Source organism: Aeromonas sp. QDB11, from assembly GCF_027705265.1.
Classification (GTDB): domain Bacteria; phylum Pseudomonadota; class Gammaproteobacteria; order Enterobacterales; family Aeromonadaceae; genus Aeromonas; species Aeromonas allosaccharophila.
In genome coordinates this window covers 1-1541 of sequence record NZ_JAPDBM010000166.1, presented here as the reverse complement: position 1 = coordinate 1541, position 1541 = coordinate 1, and the positions used below count along the sequence as shown (strand labels likewise).

General features: G+C 43.3%; 3 protein-coding genes. All 3 read right to left on the bottom strand.

Translation table 11 applies throughout. The features are described 5' to 3' along the window. Positions 1 to 52 precede the first annotated feature (52 nt). From OKC40_RS23025 to OKC40_RS22400, 3 genes are read right to left on the bottom strand one after another with little or no spacing between them, the layout of a single operon-like run. Complete coding sequence (locus OKC40_RS23025) at positions 53 to 184, bottom strand: YhfT family protein (RefSeq protein ID WP_442865914.1); 132 nt, start codon at positions 182 to 184, stop codon at positions 53 to 55. Between the two features lie 10 nt (positions 185 to 194). Further along, a complete protein-coding gene (locus OKC40_RS22405) occupies positions 195 to 539 on the bottom strand; it encodes a DUF2620 family protein (RefSeq protein ID WP_270797019.1) in 345 nt (114 codons plus the stop codon). A gap of 28 nt (positions 540 to 567) precedes the next feature. Continuing rightward, complete coding sequence (locus OKC40_RS22400; RefSeq protein ID WP_127005504.1) at positions 568 to 1446, bottom strand: phosphotriesterase-related protein; 879 nt, start codon at positions 1444 to 1446, stop codon at positions 568 to 570. Positions 1447 to 1541: the final 95 nt, after the last annotated feature.

Genomic DNA, 1541 nt, shown 5'->3' with positions numbered 1-1541 from the left:
TCCTGCATGGAGACGCGATTAGATCACAGACGATCTGCCTGTTCAAATTTCATTAACAAAGTGCGATCCCGCCCTGGGGTAGAATCGGCCTGATTCCGTCATGAAATACCGATGCACTCATATTGGCCAACAGAGCTGTCATGGCACACAACAGAGTGACTAACCCTAATTGAATAATGTCCATTTTTGTGCCCTCAATTGGCGGCAAGCTTGGTAATTAATAAAGGAATGGCATGTTCGACATGTTCCACTGAAAGACCAAACGCCACCTTGCCCTCTTGAATAAACTTCTCCACCTCTTCGGACTTAGCTTTGATGGAAGGTTTAGCAATAGTGCAACTTTTCGGATAACCGATAATAGCGATAGCGATTGATAGTGCAGCCCCAGCACCGGTATTACAACACCCGATGTAATAATCCAGGACTCCCGCTTTTACCTTCATGGCGGCATCCATGTCATTGAGAATATGACATTCAAACTCCCCCGGTGCAGCTTGTTCAATCTGCGCCTTTATCTGCTCACGTTGCAATCCAGCAATCCCTATTTTTTCATTTTTATATCCAGCCTCATTTAAAAAAGTGGTAAGGGGTAAGACGTAACATTTGTTCTATTTGAGTTTTACTAATACCTGACTCAAGTAACTGTGGAATAAAACTTTCCACCAGATAACAAAATCCAAGGCCTCCATTTTTTTTAAGGTGTGATTTTCTAGTTATATCCATAGATAGCATGACTCTATCCAACAAATTCCTGCTAGCCAATTCTTTCAGCATGTTGATTCTCGACGAATCAGGGAAGTAACTGTTCTTGCCGATAGTGTCAAACTGAACATGACAACCCTGTTCGATCAACCACAAGATGTCATCCAGATTATTTTTAAGATCGCAATGACCGATAGTGACCCTTTCCATTGCGACCGCATACGACTTGAATAACTTCACCTGTTCTCTTGCCATGGTGCTCATGGAAAGGTGGGTCGAGATTGGGCGGCCAGTCTCATAATGCGCCATTGCTGCAGCTTCAAAGACTTTTCGCTCCGTTTCGGTAAATGCGTTCTCGCTACTACCAATTTCCCCAATGACACTAGCTTTAAGTGAACTGTCATCGATACCCACCGTGATTTCATGCACTATCTCACCGCATATCTCGCGAGCTGACATACGGTATAGCTTCTCGGGGAAGAAACCTTCGATGTAATAACCTGTCGACATCAGGATATTCATGCCGGTATCATGCATTATATTTTCAATAAAATGAGGATTTCTCCCCATAAAACGATTTGTCATCTCGATGATATTAAGCACGCCATACTGTTTGAGTGCAATAAGCTCATCCCGGATCGACGCATAACTATCAAGAAGACAATCTTCATCTCTTTTCTGTGAAGATAGGTCAATGTGCAGATGTTCATGACAATAGGTGTAACCATCGAGGCTAATCGACATTACATACCCTCCTGACATCAGGGCGGGATCGCACTTTGTTAATGAAATTTGAACAGGCAGATCGTCTGTGATCTAATCGCGTCTCCATGCAGGAG

Excerpts from the sequence above, each read along its gene's own strand:
- OKC40_RS23025 (WP_442865914.1), bottom strand. The coding sequence starts at position 184 with ATGGACATTATTCAATTAGGGTTAGTCACTCTGTTGTGTGCCATGACA.
- OKC40_RS22400 (WP_127005504.1), bottom strand. The coding sequence starts at position 1,446 with ATGTCGATTAGCCTCGATGGTTACACCTATTGTCATGAACATCTGCAC.